This window comes from Enterococcus sp. AMC1157, from assembly GCF_058216555.1.
In genome coordinates, this window is sequence record NZ_CM177099.1 from 1,652,708 (window position 1) to 1,672,867 (window position 20,160).

Sequence of the window (20,160 nt, forward strand, 5' to 3'; positions counted from 1 at the left end):
ATTTCAGCTCAAATCCTTTTCATTTAATGTCTGTCAAAGGAATTTTACAAAGCACTCAAGTATCTTCGGTGTCTCTTGTAAATCCCCTGATAAGATACCTTCTATTTAAACAATGTTCCTTCTGATATTTACCTAGGGAATAACCAAGGTAAACTTTAAATTTCAATTATCACTGTTGGAAGAACTTTTCTTTATTTCTTACATCCTCAACAAATTATTTTTAAAATGTAAAATATATTGGCGCAAATGATAATGACATTTGATAGAATCTAATTAATAGTTTACCGTATTATATGGCTAGGAGGCGATCAAAATGAAAAATTTTGGCGAAGGTATCTATCATTTAAGAAAAGCATATGGTTTTTCTCAAGAAGAAATCGCTGAAAAACTACAAGTATCAAGACAAACAATCTCTAATTGGGAAAATAATCTAGCAACACCTACCATTGACAAGGCTGTTGATTTGGCTAATCTATTTGAAATATCTCTAGATGAACTGGTGGGGAAACAAAAAGTTGTACAAAAAGAATCTAGTCAACTGCTACTAAGCTTGTTACACCAACCACTCATCATTTATCTAAAGCCTGGTTCCACTACATGGATTTCGATTACAAAAACTACCCTAAAACATTGTGAAATCACCGAGGTAAGTCCCTATAGTATTCGGGTAATCACTTTAGAGAAAAAACAGCGAATCGAACGACTCATCTTTTTGAAGGATGTCATTGGATTTCAAAGAGAGGAGAATTAATATGTGGTGGTTAGTCGGTATTTATGTAGCAATCATACTCTTTTCAAGATTAGATGATTTGATTGAACTTTTTAAAAGCAAGGATCCAAACTATCAAAAAATAAAGCAACAAGAGCAAACCGATTCTGACTTGGAACGACAGGAAATTTTGCAACAATTAAAAGATTTTCAAGGTTGTGACTGTCAGATTAGAGGAACTTATTTACACTTGATGAATGAGTCTAACCAATTGAACGGAACAATTGTTAATATAGAGCAGGATTGGGTGGAAATCACTTCGAATAAAGGAAAGAAAACCAAGCACTACATCATCAATATCAATGATATTGACAGTATTTCCAGAGTACTTTCGCAATAGATCACAGAGTATCTGTTCCTACTTAACAAACTGTAATCTAACTTGATTACACAATTAAAATCCGAACTATAGAAAAAAGAATATATTTCATCCAATATAGTTCGGACACCCTGTTTTTATTACCTAAATCGTTACCTGTCTTTCAACTGAATATGACACTTACTATCCACATCCTGCCATTTCACATCGTATCCTTTGCCTTTGGTAAAAAAGATTGAATTTGGTGTATGATACAAGTCACTTTCTGGATCATAATTAAAAACAGCAACGACTTCATCTTGATTATGACAAGGATAATAACCTTTGACAATTGCAGTTAAGCGTCCTTTATTTTTAGTAAATGAAGCAAATTCAATTGGATAATCCATAAATGTTGCTACAGGGACCAAAGCTTCAATTGTGGTCATTTCTTCGTCAACTTCTTCAATCGGTAATAACTCTCCTTGATTCTTTTGAATATCCGTCACGACTTTACCGACCATTTCGGTAGGTACAGCAATTTTCACTTGATACCATGGTTCCAACACTTGGTTTTTGGCTTTCATCAAACCTTGGCGAACGGCACGATAAGTAGCTTCTCGAAAATCCCCGCCTTTGGTTTCTGGATTGTGTGCAGCTCCTGCCAATAAAGTAATCGTTACGTCCGTTAAAGGAGCCCCAATTAACACACCTCGATGAACTCGTTCTTGTAGATGATGGAGAATCCCTTTTTGATAGTTTGCTGATAATTGTTCTAAGGTACAATTATTTTTTAACACAATTCCTTGACCTATTTCTCCCGGTTCCATCCATAATGCTACCTCTGCATAATGTCGTAAGGGTTCATAATGTCCATTTCCACGAGTAGCAGATACAAGCGTTTCTTTATAGAGAACACTTGGTTTAGAAAAAGTGATGGCTTGATTAAAACGTGATTGATAACTCTCCTGCAAGTATTCCATCTGAATAGGCCCAACCACTTGGACAAAAATTTCTTTGGTTTCTTCGACATAACGAACATGCAAAGAGGGATCTTCCATTTCTAACCATTTGAAATTTTGTAGCAGTTCATCTACTTCCACTTCCGACAACACCTGGACTTCTAAAGCTGGTTCTCGTGTTAGTTCAACTTTTGCTGGTACTTTTTCCATTGGAACATCCATTGAAGCAATTTTATCGCCAATTACCAACTCACCTAGCCCTTGAATACCCACAATATCACCAGCTTTTGCTGACTGAGTGGGAGTGACTTTCTCACCATTAAGAATAAATAATTGATTGACTTTTAACTCAACCTCTTTGTGTTGTGGACTGTAAATTTTATCCTTTACAGAAAATTCTCCTGATACTGTTTTAACTAAGTGGTAACGTTGGTCTTTAGTGGTCGCAATTTTATAAACCTGCCCTACATTCCCAAGCTCTGATTGAGGAAGCTCGATGAAAGATAAAGCATCTAATAACATATCTACCCCTATCGTCTGGGCTGCCGAACCTTTAATAACTGGAAATATTTTGCGCGCTAATACGGATTGATTAAACTCTTCTTTTTGCTCTTCTGGCGTACTCTCTGCCATTTTTTCAAACCAATCTTCATCTAACAGCGCCCAATTTTCTTGAAACTCTTGACTAAAAGTTAGATGATCCATTTCTATAAATCGTTCATCTAAAGCCTCTAATTCTTGTAAAACTTTTTCTGGTCGGCTGGTGTCTAAATCACATTTATTCATAAAAACAAGGAGCGGAATTTGATAGATTTGGCACAATTCAAAAATAGTTTCAGTATAACCTGTAACTCCCTCTGCTGCACTGACTAATAATATGGCTAAATCCGTTACTTGCAGACTTCGCTCCATCTCAAAAGTTAAATCAATGTGTCCAGGTGTATCAATTAATGTAACTTCCGCCTCTTCTAAAAAAATCGGTTTACTTAAAAAAGTAATTCCTCTTTTTCGCTCAATTGGATTGTGGTCAAAAAAAGTTGTTCCTTTATTAACATTTCCTAATTCATTAATTTGTCCACTTTTATATAATAAAGCTTCTGTTAGTGTTGTTTTTCCTGCATCTACGTGAGAAAAAATACCGACTACCTTTTTTCTATTCATCGCTTTCCCTCATTCAGTTAGTTTATTCCTCTATTGTATAGTAAAATAGCAAAAACTTCTCGCCGAACTAAAGAATACTTACTTTCGTAAATAATAAAAAAGAGCTTCAGGTATATTTAAAATTTGTTATACTGGTAACAATCGTAGCAAAGAAAGGTCGAATGAAAATGCCAGTAGGAATCATTATTAACACATTGTCTATCTTTTTAGGAGGAATTTTGGGTGGTCTATTAGGCCAACGCTTGGATGAGGATTTAAATAATAATCTAACGATGATTTTTGGTGTGTGTTCGATGGGAATGGGGATTTACGCCATTACTCCGATGCAAAATATGCCTGCAGTTATTTTTGCTGTCGTCATCGGAACAGGATTGGGACTATTAATAAATTTAGGAAAGCTGATTAATCAAGGAGCTGCACTTATGCAAAAACCAATCGCTAAGCTTTTTCCGGTTGAACAATCAGCTATCTCAGAAAAGGAATTTTTGCAAAGTTTAGTCACTATCATTGTCTTATTCTGTGCCAGTGGAACAGGAATTTATGGAAGTTTGGATTCAGGCATGACTGGAGACCATTCTATTTTAATTTCAAAATCAGTATTAGACTTTTTTACAGCTGCTATTTTTGCCTGTAATTTAGGCTTTGTCGTTTCTATAATCGCCATTCCGCAATTTATTATTTTTTATATTCTATTTTTAATGGCAAAAATTATTTTCCCAATGACCACGCCAGACATGATTCTTGATTTTAAAGCTTGTGGAGGCTTTTTGATGTTAGCAACAGGCTTTCGAATGATTCAAGTCAAAATGTTTCCGACTGCAGACATGATTCCAGCCATGATACTGGTTATGCCTTTTACCTGGATCTGGGTGAATTGGTTTTTACCTCTTATGTAAGTCAATAACTCAACTCAAAAATTCTTTTTTTCGAAAATTATGGTAAAATAAGGAATACATTTCACCGATAAAGGAGAACACTTTTGAAATCACATACTCTTAAATTATTCGTTGGTCTAGTCGCTTTTTTCTGCTTCTTTAGCAGTTCTGTGGTTCTTGCGGATGACTTGTTGGAGAAAACACAACAAGCCGGTTATGAAGTTCCTGAAAATGATCTTCCAGAAGCAGCCATCGTTTTCGAAGCTACACACGGTCAAATACTTTATGAAAACAATGCCGAACAAATCATTGATGCAACGGATCTTTCTAACTTAATGACCATTTATCTTGTTTTAGAAGCTATCCAGAATGGTACGTTAAGCATGGATACTCCGATAGTCGCGACTGCCAATCATGAAGCAATTTCAAATTTAAATATGAAAAACAAACCCATCTATGCTGGAGTTGAATATACGATCAAAGATTTGATTCAACTCGCATTGATTTCTTCAGCCAATGCTGCCAGTGTAATGCTATCTAACGCTTTAGAGGAGCAAGATGGTGCTTTTGTCGTTAAAATGAACGAAAAAGCCGAAGAACTGGGCATGACAAACACTACTTTTAATACAGCAACTGGCTTATCTGCCGTTCAATTTGAGGGCTATTATCAACCTGAAGGATTTGATATATACACTGGTAATCAGACGACTGTCACAGATTTAGCTATTTTGACATACCATTTGTTGGATACTTTCCCAGATATTTTAGACCTTTCCAAACAAACAGCCTTTACAATTTTGCCAGATTCTTTGTATCAAGTCGAAATATTTACCGATAACGAATCTTTATTTGGACAAGACTTCGCTCAAAAAGGAGTAGATGGTCTTAAAACTGGAACTAGTCCTGACTCGGGTTTTAGTTATATTTCAACAGCTCGTCAAAACGGTTTAAGAATTGTCACGATTTTAACTGGCGTGGGCGATGCTTGGAATATTGAAAGTAAGTCTTCACTCTTTAAAATTAGTAACACGTTAACTCAAGAAATCTATAATACCTATGAATATAAAGACCTGTTAGAAGCTGGAGAACAAGTGCTTAATGATGAAGAGATTATTGTAGAAAAAGATTTGTATGGTGTTCTAAAAATTAATGAAGAGCCTTCCTTCGTTGCAAGTGATGGTTTAGTGGAATGGATGAATCACCTTCCATTAATTTCCGAAGATTTAGCGGAAACGACCGTTGCTTACCAAGCAGCAGCTGAAGAAGTTCCTGTTGAATTAGAACGGTATACCTTCCTTGCTTTCTTAATCGAAACGGTAGAAATTACAAAACTCACAATTGTCGCGTTAGGAATGTTATTGTTATCACCAATTTTACTATTGATGTCCTTATTCATTCCCCGTAAAAAAACTGATACCACAGATGATTTTGAACATCTAGAAATGGAAGAAGAAGCATTCTCTCGTTCAGATAAACATCAGAAAAAAACAACTAGTCTTGTGCCATATAAATCAATTGTGGCTTGGACCGGTGTATGCTTACTATTAGCTGGAGCTGGAATCTTAATTATTCAGTATTTATTATAATAGAACCTTCAAAGGATTGTGACGCAGTTTGTCACAGTCTTTTTTTCGACTAGAATACATCTTCTTTTTTTAGTATATTCATGCTCACTAGTGTTGCATTAAAATTATAAACTTATTCCATGAAACGACCCTTAAAAAATTTGATTTTGGTCGGGTTTAGTTCAGTGCGCTTCAAAACTAAGTAATCATGGAAAATCTTTTGATATTTTATCTTGACTTATTACCACTAGACTTTATTGTTTGTGTGGTAACTTCAATAATAAATGAATTTTTACGATGACGTTTTTAATGCTCAGACCTGGCTAAGTTCATTATAAAATACGAGTTGAATGACCTAGACTCATTTATCCGTGTCAATTTCGAAACCATCAAAGACTTCACCATCATAATATTTCAATAATTGATCAATTGATAATAAAGAAGAGGTCATTTCTTCCGTGGATTCTTCTACTATTTGGCTTTCAGCATACTCTTGATAGTTTTCTAACAACTGTCGGTACATTTCTTTTTTCGAGTGACCACTACCTGTAATAAAAGGAAGCTCTCGTAAATAACCACTATATAACGGTACATCTTCTGTAAATTCAATCGGTAGTTCCATAACGGTTAAATGTAATTCGTTAAATTGTTCGTTCATTTGCTTACCCCTCGATTTCAATCACACGTTCAACAAAGGTTTCATAAAATTCTTGTTCATGAGAAACCACAATAACAGTTCCTGGATAAGCTGCTAAACTCTCTTGCAGGCTTTCCTTCGCTTCTTGATCAATATGGTTGGTCGGTTCATCTAAAATCAATAAATTACCTTCCGTCATTGTCATTTGCGCTAACTTGACCTTCGTTTGCTCCCCACCACTTAACATTTTTAATGGTTCTTGTGCCAACTGATTGACTAATCCCGCTCGTGATAATTGGCGACGCAAATCTTTAATGGTTGCTTTTTCGTAAAGGTTTCCTAAATACTGCAAAGGTGTTTCTAATGGTGATTCCCAAACCAATTCTTGAGAAAAATAATTGACTTTCGTGTTTGCAGGAAAATGAAATTCTCCAGAAATAGCTGGAATTTCTCCGATTAAGGTTTTTAATAAAGTTGATTTCCCAATTCCATTAAATCCTCGAATCGCAATCTTTTCTCCATAACGAATCGTCAAATTGATTGGATTTAACAATGGTCGATCATAACCAACCACTAATTGATCCGTTGTCAAAGCCAAAGTGCTGACAATTGGTTTGTATGGAAATTGAAAATTCGGTTTTGGCGCTTCTCCTGGAGGCGTTAAACGCTCAATTTTATCCAATTGTTTTTCACGACTTTTTGCCATTGTTGAGCGAGAACCTGCTTTGTATTTACGGATATAAGCTTCGGTTTTTTCAATATGACGTTTCTGTGATTCGTACTGACGCAAATAGCTTTCACGATTGGCTTCTTTTTGTTTCAAGGCCTTGGTTAGATTCCCCGTATATTTAGTCATTTTTCCAAACTCAATATCGGCAATATGGGTTGTGATTTCGTTCAAGAAGACACGGTCATGGGAAATAACCAAAAAGGTACCATTAAACTCTTTCAAAAAGTCCGTCAACCATTGAACATGAGTATCATCCAAGTGATTCGTTGGTTCATCTAAAACCAGAACATCTGGTTTTTCTAGTAATAGTTTAGCCAAAATTACTTTTGAACGTTGCCCACCACTTAAGTTTTTCAGCAAACTATCTAAACCTAAGACATCAATTCCTAAACCTGTCGCCATTTCTTGAATCAACGTACCCATTTGGTAAAATTCTCCTTGATCCAATTCCGTTTGCAGACGACCCGCTCTTTCTAATAACTTATCTTCAAAAGTTTCACTGTAATTTGTATATAATTCAGTAATTTCTTGTTCAATATCTAATTCTTTTTGGAAAGCCGTCTTTAAAAATTCTTCAATTGTCAGGGTTTCATTGACTCGAACATATTGATCCAAATAACCTAAGTGACAATTTTTCGCAATTTCTACCCGACCTTCATCAGGTAATTGTTCTCCGGTAATAATTTTAATTAGGGTAGATTTTCCCGCACCGTTTTGTCCAATCAGTCCGACATGTTCCCCGCGATTTACTTGTAAATTCAAATCCTCATATAAAATTTTATCTCCAAATTGTTGCGTAATTCCATTTAAACTTAGCATTTCTCTCTCCATTTCTTAGCAAATAAACAGCCGCAGACGCATTGTCTACGGCTTCGCTACACATTATCTAATTCATCAAAAAAGGCCAACTTAAAGAAGCTTAGTCTTTTTTGATGAAGGCAATAGCTCGCTTTTAACAATGCTTCATCTCTAATTGTTAAAAGTAGCTTCTCTTACAAATTTCAAATAGGATTTAAAAAACATCTTCAACATCCTTTCTGTCATTGGTAAGTCTAACATGCAGGTTTGAAAAAGTCCACTTGGTAAGACTAAGATATTGTCAGGAAATCCCTAACCAATAAAAACATCCCTCTGACTAAATCAAAAGAGATGCTTTACTCTTATTTATTAAATTTTGACTACATGTCTTTCAAACGCATCATCACTAATTCCTGCTTCAAGCACTAATTTAGCATATTCTTTTGCACCAAACAAAGAATGATCGCGGAAATTTCCACATTCTTTTTCTGATACGCCTTGAATATCTTCAAATTTTGTTTCGTTCGCAATAATTGTTAATACTTCTGTTAGCACTTTGGCTACCTCGGTAGAGCTAGGTACTCCCCAGGTAATTAAATGGAAGCCTGTACGACATCCAAAAGGAGAAATATCAATAATTCCTTCTAAACGATCTCGCATTAAATCAGCTAATAAATGCTCTAGTGTATGGATTGCACCAGTTGGCATTTCTTTTAGATTCGGTTGTAAAAAACGTAAATCGTAATTCGCAATTACATCTCCTTTACTTCCTGTCTCCTCGGCAATTAGTCGGACATACGGTGCTTTTACCTCGGTGTGATCTAGTGTGAAACTTTCTACTTCTGCCATTCTTTGTAACCTCCTATTTTTAGTGATAAGCTTATGCTTCTCCCCAAACTTCTTTTGCTACTTCAATAATCAAAGCAAATTTTTTCCATTGATCTTCTTCACTTACTTTATTTCCTTCATGTGTTGAAGAAAAACCACATTGTGGACTTAAACATAATTGATTTAATGGAACATATTTTGTCGCTTCTTTAATGCGTACCTTTAGTTCTTCTTTATCCTCTAATTCTGGTGTTTTAGTCGTAACTAACCCTAAAACAATTCGTTGATCTTTGATATTTTTTAGTGGTTCAAAACTACCTGAACGTTCATCATCAAATTCCAAAAAGAAACCATCGAATTGTGTAATTGACAATTAACACTCTGCAATTTTATCATAGGAACCATTGTAAAGCCAATGAGACTGGAAGTTTCCTTTGCAGAAATGGAAGGTTACAGTTAAATCAGCTGGCTTGTCTGCCAAAACAGCTTCCATAATGTCGCCAAACTCTTGAATTAATTCATCAGGATTGTAACCATTACTGGCAATCAAACCACGGAAACGATCATCAAACAAACCACCCCAACTTGTATCATCTAACTGTAGATAACGGCAACCTGCATCATAAAAAGCTTGAATAGCTGCACGATAATTCGTAATCAAATCAACTACAAAGGCTTCTTTCGTTTCGTACACAGGATTTTCATGGTAGTGTTTAGATAAGATAAATGAATCCAGATAAATCATATTTGGCCCAGGAATGGTTTGTTTCGCATCCACCTCTCCTGCATGTTCTTTAGTAAATCGAAAATGATCTAAAAAGGGATGCTCTTCATTAAATGACAAGTCTCCACTCACATAGGTTCCTTGTGCTTCAGTCGTAATACCAAAAGCAGTCGTTTCAAAATCGTAAACTGTAATTCCATTTAAACCAGCAATAAAATCTAAATGCCACCAACGACGACGAAATTCACCATCAGTTACAGCTTTTAAGCCGATTTCCTTTTGCTTAGCAATTAATTCAATAATTGCCGCGTTTTCCATTTCTGTTAGTTCGTCTTTTGTAATTGTTCCTTGTTTATAGGCTTCTCTAGCTTCCTTCAATTCTTGTGGACGTAAAAAACTACCCACTTGATCCAACGATATGGTCTAGTTATAAATACCAGTCTCCTTCTTTTATTAAATAAAAAAGCCCTTAGACATCTTAAAAGACATCTAAGGGCTACACGTTACCACCTTAATCTATAGTATTTTCACAAATACTACCTCATTCAGTACCCAAATCATTTGGAGACTGTGGTTTATTAACGGAACCGACCGTATTCTCTTAATTATTCAGAGAATCCACTCAAAAGCCATTTTCAAACAATTCTTTTTTATCTCTTTTCAGCAAACCGAGACTCTCTAAGAAAAAATAATTGATTTACTTTCTTTCTCACTGTGTTTAGTTATAAATTTGTAATGACTATATCAGAAATAGAGAGACAAAGTCAAGTCGAAAAAAAAGACTTTCAAAAAAACACAGCTGAAATTATAGCGCTCTTCTTAAATAAATTCGTACGATTTGCTGCAACGATGATTATCTTGGGAGGGAAATAGCAGAATTTTTTTCTATATTATGGTAAACACTATTATCTATTTGATTAAATTTTCTGAAAGTTCAGCCGATTATCTTAATAGGTATTTATCTTTGTATTAAGAGAAGGGGAACTACACTATGAAGCAAAAAAGAAAAAGTATTGGGGGACTCATTACGACGGTGTTATTATTAACTGCTTTGATTCCTTTGATCATTATGTTTTTAATCAGCTCCGCTAGTACAAAAAGTTTATTACAAGAACGGAATCATTCTGCACAAATCAGTGCAGCTAATACCGTGATGGCTATTCAAGAAGATTTAATGGAATCAACTACTTATCGTATCGAAACACTAGCTGCTACACCTGAATTACAAAATGCATTTGATTTAGAAGCTATCGACCAATTACTGAAAACTTCTGGTGCTGCCGATAAAAATGTAAAATACATGATTTTTGCTACTACGGATAATCTTTATGTGGAAAGTATTGATTATCCCTTTGATCCTACTTACATTCCTGATGAAAGACCTTGGTTTATCGAAGCCATGAAGCATAAGGGCGAAGTCATTCAAACGCAACCTTACTTAAGTGAAGGAACAGATAAAAGTGAATATGTCACCACTTTGGCAAAAGTCATTACAAATAATGCCGGAGAAGAAGGAGTACTAGCAATTGATGTTTCTTATCACACTGTTAGTGCGGCAATCAATAACCAATCCGTTGGCCGAACTGGCGAAATATACTTTACCTCATCGGAAGGAATTGTTTTAGATGCTACAGATCAATCCTTAATCGATGCAGATATTTCTGATTATGAAAATTTTATTGCTATCCGTGAATCTTCAGAAATCTCTGGGAATCTGGCAGCAAATAATGGTTCAGACGCGGTTTATTTTGAAAAAGGCAACGAAAATAATCCAACATGGGTCTTTATTACTTGGAAAAGTAATGAATACCAGGCAGAAAGTCTTTCTCTTTTATGGAACTCTGGAATTGTTGGACTAGGTATGACGATTGTTCTAATCATTATGGTTATTTTCGTGGTTGCTTTTGTCCGAAATATTCTTAATTCAATTTCTATTGAATTTGAAAAAATTAGTCAAGGTCGTTTAGAAACGATGAAAAAATTAGATAAAAAAGAAAAAGGTCGTGGAATTGCTGGCTTAGCTAGAAAAGTAACCTATCCGGATAAACAAGGTAATGAAATTCAACAATTAGTGGCGCAATTTAACGGAATGGTTGAAATAGTTGGTTCACTGATTGGACGAGTACAAGGTGAAAGTTTACATGTCGCAAGCATGTCGGATTCTTTATTAGAGCTATCTAAACAAACGAGCAGTGCCACAGAAGAAGTGACTGAGACAATCACTGGTATTGCCGAGGTAACAGGTAGTCAAGCACAAGAAACAGAATTAAGTGTTACGCAAGTCCATCAACTTTCGGACATCGTTCAAGAGCTGCTAACCAATGTGACTCACATGAATCAACAATCAAGAGAGTCGGCTGGAATCAACCAGCAAAGCTTGGAAGTCATGGATGAAGTGAATCATAACTGGCAAACAGAGCTTTCACAAATGGGTCAACTGATGGGTAATATGAACGAGATGAATGGTAATATTCAAAATATCAATCAAATCATTAGTGTTATTAACGATATTTCTTATCAAACAAATCTTTTAGCTTTGAATGCCTCGATTGAAGCTTCTCGTGCGGGTGAGTCTGGCAAAGGATTTGCTGTCGTCGCTAGTGAAATTCGAAAATTAGCGGAGCAAAGCAAAGCTTCAACTCTAGAAATCGAAACGATTATTGCTAAAATCCAAAATCAATCCAAAGAGATGGTCACTCAAACGTCCCGTTCATTGGATGGCGGAGAGAAACAATCTCAATTGATTCAACAAGCAATCACTTCTTCGAACGAAGTCTTTACCCACAATAGCAACTTGATTACTAGTATTGGAACCATTCAACTAGCGACTGATCAAATTGTCGGAATTCAAAATATTGTATTAGAAAATTTAGAGAATATTTCTGCTTCTACAGAAGAAAATGCCGCTGGTACCCAAGAGGTCTCTGCCAATGCAGAAGAAGTTTTAGCAACTATGGAAGAATTTATTGGACATGTGTCAGAATTACAAGCTATTTCTGACGGGTTAAAAACTTTGACCAATCAATTTATTATCGAAAAATAGGTTTCCCTAATCATTTCATTACAAAAACTCCTTTATCAAGTGGCTTCAGCTGCCTTAAACATGATAAAGGAGTTTTTTTAATTTATAGTCAGAAAATTTACTGATTATATAATAACATTCAAAAAAAGCCTCTCGCAAAAACGAGAGGCTTTTCATTAAGTTTATTTTAATTCATTCAAGGCATCTTCAGCAGCCATTTGGGCTTCGATGTCTGAAATGCTATAAACATTTTCGCTTGCAACTGTTACTTCTTTTGGCTCCATGTTACGGTAGCGAGGCATACCAGTACCAGCTGGAATGATTTTACCGATAATAACATTTTCTTTCAAGCCTAGAAGTGGGTCTTTCTTACCACGGATTGCCGCATCAGTTAACACACGAGTTGTTTCTTGGAAGGAAGCAGCAGATAAGAAGCTGTTTGTTTCCAATGATGCTTTAGTAATACCTAGTAATACTGGACGAGAAGTCGCAGGTACACGACCTGAAACAATCGCTTCATAGTTACGATCTTTAAAGTCAGCAATATCTAATAAAGTTCCTGGTAAGATATCTGTTTCACCTGGATCCATGATACGAACTTTACGCAACATTTGACGAACCATTACTTCGATATGTTTATCGCCGATTTCTACCCCTTGCATACGGTACACGCGTTGTACTTCACGCAATAGATAGTTTTCTACTGTCAACACATCACTTACTTGTAGCAAGTGTTTTGGCTCAATTGAACCTTCTGTCAATGCTTCACCACGTTCGATCATATCACCTTCAGCGACTTTCATACGCGCTGTAAATGGTACGACATACGTACGAGTATCAGTTTCACCTTTGATAGTTACTTCTTTCGTACGAGTTGCTGCATCTTCAGAAATATCAATAACGTCACCTGTTACTTCAGTAATAACAGCTTGACCTTTTGGATTACGTGCTTCGAAAATTTCTTGGACACGAGGTAGACCTTGAGTGATATCATCTCCGGCAACCCCACCTGTATGGAAAGTACGCATTGTTAACTGAGTACCAGGTTCACCGATAGATTGGGCAGCGATAGTACCAACTGCTTCTCCCACTTCAACTTGGTTACCAGTTGCTAGGTTACGACCATAACAATGTTTACATACACCATGTTTTGTATTACATGTAAATACAGAACGGATTGAAACTCTTTCAATTCCTGCATCCACGATTTGTCTTGCAATATCTTCGGTAATTAATTCATTAGCGCCAATCATTACTTCACCAGATTCTGGATGAGCGACTAATTTACGAGTGTAACGTCCAATTAGACGTTCTTCTAATGATTCAATAATTTCGTTACCTTCACGAATTGCTTTAATATCTAGTCCACGGTCAGTACCACAATCGTCTTCACGAATGATAACATCTTGGGCTACGTCTACCAGACGACGAGTCAAGTAACCTGAATCGGCTGTCTTCAAGGCTGTATCGGTCATTCCTTTACGAGCTCCATGGGTAGAGATAAACATTTCCAAGACGGTTAATCCTTCGCGGAAGTTTGAGATGATTGGTAATTCCATGATTTTACCACTCGGAGCGGCCATCAATCCACGCATACCAGCAAGCTGAGTAAAGTTGGAGATGTTACCACGGGCACCAGAATCAGACATCATGAAGATTGGGTTTTTCGCATCTAAAGATTCCATCAGTTTTAATTGAATTTCATCTTTGGCTGTGTTCCAAACACCAATAACACGTTCATAACGTTCGTCATCTGTAATCAAACCACGACGGAATTGTTTAGTAATATTTTCTACTTGTTTATGGGCAGCATCGATAATATCATGTTTTTCAGTTAAAACCATGATGTCAGCAATACCTACAGTAATACCTGCATGAGTAGAATGTTTGTATCCTAAGTCTTTCATACGGTCCAACATACGAGATGTTTCAGTTACACGGAAACGTTTGAAGACTTCGGCAATAATATTTCCTAAGTTTTTCTTTTTGAATGGTCCAACTAGTTCTTGTTCTTTGATAAATGCTGGAATATCAGTTCCAGGTTTAACAAAATACTTATCAGGAGTTTGAACTGTTAAGTTAAAGTCTGTTGGTTCGTTCAAGTAAGGGAATTCTGGTGGCATAATTGAGTTAAAGATAATTTTACCAACTGTTGTCACCATCAAGTTTTGTTTTTGTTCTTCAGTGAATGGTTTTTCACCTAAGTTTGCTGGATTTACAGCAACACGAGAGTGTAAATGGACATAACCATTACGCCATGCAGTAACTGCTTCATCCATATCACGGAAGATCATACCTTCGCCTTCACGATCGTCTTCTTCCATTGTTAAGTAATAGTTACCCAAGACCATATCCTGAGATGGTGTAACAACTGGTTTACCATCTTTTGGATTTAAGATGTTTTGAGCAGCTAGCATTAACATACGAGCTTCAGCTTGTGCTTCTTCGTTTAATGGTACGTGAACCGCCATTTGGTCTCCATCGAAATCGGCATTGTAAGCTTCACACACAAGTGGATGCAAACGAATCGCACGACCTTCAACTAAAACTGGTTCAAAGGCTTGGATACCTAATCTATGCAAAGTAGGTGCCCGGTTCAATAGAACTGGATGTTCTTTGATTACGTCTTCTAATACATCCCAGACGTCATCTTCTCCACGTTCAATTTTACGTTTCGCATTTTTGATGTTTGATGCTAATTCACGTTGAACAAGTTCGCGCATCACAAATGGTTTGAACAATTCAATTGCCATTTCTTTTGGCAATCCACATTGGTACATGTTCAAGTTTGGTCCAACTACGATAACTGAACGACCAGAGTAGTCAACACGTTTACCTAGTAAGTTTTGACGGAAACGACCTTGTTTCCCTTTCAACATATGAGAAAGAGATTTTAATGGACGGTTACCTGGTCCAGTAACTGGACGGCCACGACGACCATTATCAATCAAAGCATCTACTGCTTCTTGAAGCATACGTTTTTCATTTTGAACAATGATATTTGGTGCATTCAAATCTAACAAACGTTTTAGACGATTGTTACGGTTGATTACACGACGATATAAATCGTTCAAATCAGATGTTGCAAAACGTCCACCTTCCAATTGAACCATCGGACGCAAATCAGGCGGGATAACTGGAACAACGTCCATAACCATCCAACTTGGTTTGTTTCCAGAAGTACGGAAAGCTTCTAAAATATCTAAACGACGAATCGCACGTGTACGTTTTTGACCAGAAGCTGTTTTTAAGTCTTCTTTTAATTCAACAACTTCACCATCTAAGTCAACAGAATCAAGTAATTGCTTAATTGCTTCTGCACCCATTGCTGCATTAAATTCTTGGCCATATTGATCACGTTTTTCACGGTATTCACGTTCTGTTAATAATTGTTTTTTCTCTAGGCTTGTATTTCCAGCATCAATCACGACGTAAGAGGCAAAATAGATGATTTCCTCTAAAGCACGAGGGCTCATGTCTAAAACTAGACCCATACGTGATGGAATACCTTTGAAATACCAGATGTGAGAAACCGGAGCAGCTAATTCGATATGACCCATACGTTCACGACGAACTTTTGAACGAGTCACTTCTACACCACAGCGATCACAAACAATCCCTTTGTAACGGATACGTTTGTATTTTCCACATGCACATTCCCAGTCTTTTGTAGGACCGAAAATACGCTCGTCAAACAACCCTTCACGTTCAGGTTTTAAAGTACGATAGTTAATAGTCTCTGGTTTTTTTACTTCACCATAAGACCAGCTTCTGATTTTTTCTGAAGAAGCTAAACCTATTTGCATACTTTCGAATTTATTTACATCGATCAAAAGGGGTTCCCTCCATTTCATTTCATGGCTACATACAGACTAACAAATTTCCAATTGAAAGGATGGGTATTAGGGGAAACCTAATACCTCTCCTTAAAAGGGACTTGTTTAATCTAACGGAGCATCTACAGGTGCATTTTCTTCATCTGCAGGTTTCTTTGTTGCGTTTTGTTCTGCTTCACGGGCATTTTGTTGTTCCGCAAACTTAGTCAACGCATCTACAGTAATCAAATCATCATCGTCATCGTCCATGTCACGAAGTTCAATTTCTTGTTCTTCGATGTCTAACACACGCATGTCTAACCCAAGTGATTGTAATTCTTTCACCAATACGCGGAATGATTCCGGTACGCCTGGTTTTGGAATTGGTTCACCTTTGACAATCGCTTCGTATGTTTTCACACGTCCAACCACGTCATCAGATTTGTAAGTTAAGATTTCTTGTAAGGTATAAGCAGCACCATATGCTTCCAATGCCCAAACTTCCATCTCTCCGAAACGTTGTCCCCCAAATTGAGCTTTACCACCAAGAGGTTGTTGAGTAACCAATGAGTAAGGTCCAATTGAACGAGCATGAAGTTTATCATCAACCATGTGAGCAAGTTTAATCATGTACATAACCCCAACGGAGATACGTCCATCAAATGGCTCACCGGTACGTCCATCATAAAGAACAGTTTTTGCATCGCTAGCCATGCCAGCTTCACGAACAGTGTCCCAAACGTCATCATCGTCAGCACCATCAAATACTGGTGTTGCTACGTGAATACCTAATTGACGTGCTGCCATCCCTAAGTGCAATTCTAATACTTGACCAATATTCATACGAGATGGTACCCCTAATGGGTTCAACATGATATCAACTGGTGTTCCGTCTGGTAAGAATGGCATATCTTCTTCAGGCATAATACGGGAAACAACCCCTTTATTACCATGACGACCCGCCATCTTATCTCCTTCGTTAATTTTACGTTTTTGAACAATATACACACGAACTAACATGTTAACGCCTGGTGATAATTCATCGCCAGCTTCACGGGTAAAGATTTTCACATCATGAACGATACCGCCACCGCCGTGAGGTACACGTAGAGAAGTATCACGTACTTCACGTGCTTTTTCACCAAAGATAGCATGCAATAGACGCTCTTCAGCAGATAATTCTGTTACTCCTTTAGGCGTAACTTTCCCTACTAATAAATCACCATCTTGCACTTCCGCACCAATACGGATAATACCCATTTCATCTAAATCTTTTAATGCGTCTTCCCCAACGTTAGGAATTTCGCGCGTAATTTCTTCAGGTCCTAATTTTGTATCACGAGCTTCTGATTCGTATTCTTCAATATGAACAGAAGTGTAGACGTCATCTTTTACTAAACGACGACTCATGATAACGGCATCCTCGTAGTTGTAACCTTCCCATGTCATGAAGGCAACCAATACGTTTTGTCCTAGCGCCATCTCGCCACTTTCCATTGAAGGTCCATCAGCTAAGATATCGCCTTTGTCTACTTTTTCGCCTAATAAAACTAATGGGCGTTGGTTGTAGCTTGTTCCTGAGTTTGAACGACGGAATTTTGTTACGTGGTATACATCTAATGCTCCATTGTCACGACGAACGCGAACTTCAGAAGCATCTACATATTCTACAACTCCATCATGTTTACATAGTAATGCAGCACCTGAGTCATGAGCTGATTTGTATTCCATACCAGTTCCTACCCATGGAGCTTGAGGATTAATCAATGGCACAGCTTGACGCTGCATGTTGGCACCCATCAAGGCACGGTTGGAGTCATCGTTTTCCAAGAAAGGAATACATGCTGTCGCAACGGCAACTACCTGTTTAGGTGATACGTCCATATAATCCACTTTATCAATAGATACTTCGATGTTTTCACTTGTTGCACGAGCCATAACAATATCGTTCACAAATTTTCCATCTTCATCTAATAAACTGTTTGCTTGGGCCACAACATAGTGGTCCTCAGTATCCGCTGTTAAGTAGTCAATTTGATCTGTTACACGACCAGATTCACGATCTACACGACGGAATGGTGTTTCAATAAATCCATAACGATTTACTTTTGCGTAAGAAGCCAAACTATTAATCAAACCGATATTCGGTCCCTCAGGCGTTTCGATTGGACACATACGACCATAGTGGGAATAGTGAACGTCTCGAACTTCATATCCAGCACGGTCACGAGTCAAACCACCAGGTCCTAAGGCAGAAAGACGACGTTTATGAGTCAATTCTCCTAGAGGATTTGTTTGGTCCATGAACTGTGATAACTGAGAAGAACCAAAGAATTCTTTGATACTTGCTACTACTGGACGGATATTGATTAATTGTTGTGGTGTTAACGTTTCTGTATCTTGAATAGACATACGTTCACGTACAACACGTTCCATACGAGCTAAACCGATACGGAATTGGTTTTGTAATAATTCACCAACCGAACGAATACGACGATTTCCTAAATGGTCAATATCATCCACGTTTCCGATATTTTCCATTAAGTTGAAGAAATAGTTCATTGAAGCAACGATATCTGCTGGACGCACGGTGCGTACTTCAGATGTTGGATAAGCATTACCAATCACGTTCACTTCACGTTCTGGATCTCTTGGTGAAAATACTTTAATCACTTGCACGGTCATTGGATCAGTAACTACACCGTCTTCTGATGGATAATAAGTTACAGAATTCAAGCCATTTACCAAGTAATCTCCTAAAGTATCTTCCATTACTTGATGTGTTAGAACTGTTCCTTTTTCAGCAATGATTTCGCCTGTTTCTGGGTCTACCAATGTTTCTGCTAAAGTTAAGTTCAACAGACGTGTTCTAAGGTCTAATTTTTTGTTGACTTTGTAACGTCCAACAGCAGCTAAATCATAGCGGCGTGGATCAAAGAAACGAGCATTTAACAAGTTACGAGAACTGTCTGCTGTTTTTGGTTCTCCTGGACGAAGACGCTCGTAAACATCTTTTAAGCCTTCTTCGGTACGAGAATCACTTGCGTTTTTATGCAAGTCTTTTTCAATCGTGTTGCGTAATGATTCGCTATCGCCAAAAATTTCAAAAATTGTATCATCTGAGCCAAAACCTAAGGCACGAACTAATACAGTCAATGGGATTTTACGAGTACGGTCAATACGTACGTAAGAAATATCTTTGGCATCTGTTTCCATTTCTAACCATGCGCCACGGTTAGGAATCACAGTTGAACCAAAACCTTCTTTTCCGTTTTTGTCTACTTTTCCATGGAAATATACACCAGGTGAACGTACTAATTGAGATACAATTACACGCTCTGCTCCGTTAATGATGAATGTTCCTTGCTCAGTCATTAGTGGGAAATCTCCGAAGAATACTTCTTGTGATTTGATTTCACCAGTTTCACGGTTTGTTAAACGTAAAGTTACGTGTAACGGTGCAGAATAGTTTGCGTCATGTGCGCGTGCTTCTTCTACTGTGTATTTTGGTGTTTTCAACTCATAATCTACAAATTCCAAGGACAGGTTTCCATTAAAGTCATCAATTGGCAAGATGTCTTCAAACATTTCTCTTAGCCCTTCGTCTAAGAACCATTGGTAAGAGTCTGTTTGAATTTCAATCAAATTCGGTAATTCCAACACTTCACTGATACGTGCGAAACTTCTACGTTCGCGATGCTTTCCGTATTTTACTACGTGTCCAGCCAAGTTCTTCACCCCTCTAAAAAGTCTTTCAAAATACATATCCAAATATTACGTTTCAGTTACAAATATTAAACATGTGTAACATCGAACATTTTTTGCGGCATTTGAGCAAAAAAAAACCAAAAATAGACTTGCTTCTTTTTTGAAGTTCTACTTTTGTTTTCCCTATTCCCAAGCCGAAACGGACAATATTTCGTTTCTGCTCATTCGTTATTAGATAGTTTTTGCAACTATTAATTATACATACTTT

11 protein-coding genes, 1 pseudogene and 1 other annotated feature are annotated in these 20,160 nt (G+C 37.1%); of the genes and pseudogenes, 5 read left to right on the forward strand and 7 right to left on the reverse strand.

What is annotated here, in order from left to right; genetic code table 11:
- Positions 1-313: 313 nt before the first annotated feature.
- Both AC4BBX_RS07940 and AC4BBX_RS07945 read left to right on the forward strand, forming a co-directional pair.
- Complete coding sequence (locus AC4BBX_RS07940; RefSeq protein ID WP_490453349.1) at positions 314-751, forward strand: helix-turn-helix domain-containing protein; 438 nt, start codon at positions 314-316, stop codon at positions 749-751.
- Position 752: 1 nt separating this feature from the next.
- Entirely contained in the window at positions 753-1,109 is a 357-nt protein-coding gene (locus tag AC4BBX_RS07945; protein WP_490453350.1) for a hypothetical protein, read from the forward strand.
- A gap of 131 nt (positions 1,110-1,240) precedes the next feature.
- Here AC4BBX_RS07945 and AC4BBX_RS07950 read toward each other — a convergent pair whose 3' ends face one another.
- A complete protein-coding gene (locus tag AC4BBX_RS07950; RefSeq protein WP_490453351.1) occupies positions 1,241-3,190 on the reverse strand; it encodes a GTP-binding protein in 1,950 nt (649 codons plus the stop codon).
- A gap of 167 nt (positions 3,191-3,357) precedes the next feature.
- On the opposite strand from AC4BBX_RS07950, the gene AC4BBX_RS07955 reads away from it, so the two are divergent.
- Both AC4BBX_RS07955 and AC4BBX_RS07960 read left to right on the forward strand, forming a co-directional pair.
- Positions 3,358-4,086: a DUF554 domain-containing protein gene (locus tag AC4BBX_RS07955; protein ID WP_490455783.1), complete on the forward strand. Its 729-nt coding sequence runs from the start codon at positions 3,358-3,360 to the stop codon at positions 4,084-4,086.
- An 83-nt stretch (positions 4,087-4,169) separates the two neighbouring features.
- Positions 4,170-5,651, forward strand: a complete 1,482-nt coding sequence (locus AC4BBX_RS07960) for a DUF1958 domain-containing protein (protein ID WP_490453352.1) — start codon at positions 4,170-4,172, stop codon at positions 5,649-5,651.
- Positions 5,652-5,991: 340 nt separating this feature from the next.
- Here the strand turns inward: AC4BBX_RS07960 and AC4BBX_RS07965 are convergent, their stop codons facing one another.
- The 4 genes and pseudogenes from AC4BBX_RS07965 to AC4BBX_RS07980 all read right to left on the reverse strand — a co-directional run bounded on the left by AC4BBX_RS07965 (position 5,992) and on the right by AC4BBX_RS07980 (position 9,767).
- Positions 5,992-6,288: a hypothetical protein gene (locus AC4BBX_RS07965; RefSeq protein WP_490453353.1), complete on the reverse strand. Its 297-nt coding sequence runs from the start codon at positions 6,286-6,288 to the stop codon at positions 5,992-5,994.
- Positions 6,289-6,292: 4 nt separating this feature from the next.
- The gene (locus AC4BBX_RS07970) at positions 6,293-7,816 is read right to left on the reverse strand and encodes an ABC-F family ATP-binding cassette domain-containing protein (RefSeq protein ID WP_490453354.1); all 1,524 of its coding nucleotides are present in this window, start codon (positions 7,814-7,816) and stop codon (positions 6,293-6,295) included.
- 348 nt (positions 7,817-8,164) lie between these two features.
- Positions 8,165-8,644 (reverse strand): S-ribosylhomocysteine lyase, encoded by a 480-nt coding sequence (locus AC4BBX_RS07975; RefSeq protein WP_490453355.1) that lies wholly within the window; start codon positions 8,642-8,644, stop codon positions 8,165-8,167.
- Between the two features lie 31 nt (positions 8,645-8,675).
- Positions 8,676-9,767 (reverse strand): annotated as a pseudogene (locus AC4BBX_RS07980) (5-methyltetrahydropteroyltriglutamate--homocysteine S-methyltransferase).
- Positions 9,768-9,835: 68 nt separating this feature from the next.
- Positions 9,836-10,069, reverse strand: a binding site (T-box leader).
- Between the two features lie 269 nt (positions 10,070-10,338).
- On the opposite strand from AC4BBX_RS07980, the gene AC4BBX_RS07985 reads away from it, so the two are divergent.
- Positions 10,339-12,390, forward strand: coding sequence for a methyl-accepting chemotaxis protein (locus AC4BBX_RS07985; RefSeq protein WP_490453356.1), 2,052 nt, complete (start codon positions 10,339-10,341; stop codon positions 12,388-12,390).
- 161 nt (positions 12,391-12,551) lie between these two features.
- Here AC4BBX_RS07985 and rpoC read toward each other — a convergent pair whose 3' ends face one another.
- Together rpoC and rpoB are read right to left on the reverse strand one after the other, a co-directional pair.
- On the reverse strand, positions 12,552-16,202 hold the full coding sequence (gene rpoC / locus AC4BBX_RS07990) for a DNA-directed RNA polymerase subunit beta' (protein WP_490453357.1): 3,651 nt from the start codon (positions 16,200-16,202) through the stop codon (positions 12,552-12,554).
- Positions 16,203-16,310: 108 nt separating this feature from the next.
- Entirely contained in the window at positions 16,311-19,913 is a 3,603-nt protein-coding gene (rpoB, locus tag AC4BBX_RS07995; RefSeq protein ID WP_490455784.1) for a DNA-directed RNA polymerase subunit beta, read from the reverse strand.
- Between the last annotated feature and the right edge of the window lie 247 nt (positions 19,914-20,160).

Coding starts and splice junctions, on each gene's coding strand:
- AC4BBX_RS07965 (WP_490453353.1), bottom strand. CDS start 6,288: ATGAACGAACAATTTAACGAATTACATTTAACCGTTATGGAACTACCG.
- AC4BBX_RS07985 (WP_490453356.1), top strand. CDS start 10,339: ATGAAGCAAAAAAGAAAAAGTATTGGGGGACTCATTACGACGGTGTTA.
- AC4BBX_RS07950 (WP_490453351.1), bottom strand. CDS start 3,190: ATGAATAGAAAAAAGGTAGTCGGTATTTTTTCTCACGTAGATGCAGGA.
- AC4BBX_RS07955 (WP_490455783.1), top strand. CDS start 3,358: ATGCCAGTAGGAATCATTATTAACACATTGTCTATCTTTTTAGGAGGA.
- AC4BBX_RS07945 (WP_490453350.1), top strand. CDS start 753: ATGTGGTGGTTAGTCGGTATTTATGTAGCAATCATACTCTTTTCAAGA.
- AC4BBX_RS07940 (WP_490453349.1), top strand. CDS start 314: ATGAAAAATTTTGGCGAAGGTATCTATCATTTAAGAAAAGCATATGGT.
- AC4BBX_RS07970 (WP_490453354.1), bottom strand. CDS start 7,816: ATGCTAAGTTTAAATGGAATTACGCAACAATTTGGAGATAAAATTTTA.
- AC4BBX_RS07975 (WP_490453355.1), bottom strand. CDS start 8,644: ATGGCAGAAGTAGAAAGTTTCACACTAGATCACACCGAGGTAAAAGCA.